Below are 646 nucleotides of genomic sequence, written 5' to 3'. Positions count from 1 at the left end.
GTGCTGCATGGTGTCGTAGATGGCCATACCGGCGTAGACGGAGCCGCCAGGAGAGTTGATGTAGAGGTAAATATCTTTCTCGGGGTCTTCGGATTCCAAGTAGAGCATCTGGGCCACGATCAGGTTGGCAATGTCGTCATCCACCTGGGTGCCCAGGAAGATGATCCGATCCCGCAATAGACGCGAGTAGATATCAAAGGCGCGCTCGCCGCGTGCAGATTGCTCGATAACGGTGGGAATCATGCCAGTCCAAGCGATGGGTTATTACTTTTTAGTGTAGTGTAAGCCACCGGACGTCTGCTCCGCCTAGGACGGTTTGCCGCCCCCGGGCCGTACTGTGTTGCTCGGAGCCGGCAGCCTGTAGCGTTGACAGATTGAGGCATAGCATGGATGTGATCCCAGGTGAACCCCTCGTGATTGCCAGCTTGCTGGGCCTGGCTCTGCTGGGGATTTTGATCCTGAACTTGGCAGAACGGGACTCGGGAGACGCCGACTAGGAGAGGACATGAGAAAGATTTAAGTTGACAAAATTAAACCTCCCTCTTTACAATCAGGATAGCGACGTTTCTGGGATGACACCATCGTCTACAGGCCTAGGAAACATCCCTATAACGCCAGCGACAGGGGTTAGCATCCCCGTGGGGGG

Annotated in this window: 1 protein-coding gene; it reads right to left on the bottom strand. The window is 55.1% G+C overall.

Going from position 1 to position 646, the window contains the following annotated elements; genetic code table 11:
• A partial coding sequence (locus NW858_RS10835) for an ATP-dependent Clp protease proteolytic subunit (protein ID WP_414520485.1) occupies positions 1 to 243 on the bottom strand: 243 nt, incomplete at its 3' end.
• Positions 244 to 646: the final 403 nt, after the last annotated feature.

Source organism: Synechococcus sp. H55.10 (genome assembly GCF_047502715.1).
Taxonomy (GTDB): Bacteria; Cyanobacteriota; Cyanobacteriia; order Thermostichales; family Thermostichaceae; genus Thermostichus.
This window is presented reverse-complemented; position numbering and strand designations above follow the sequence as displayed.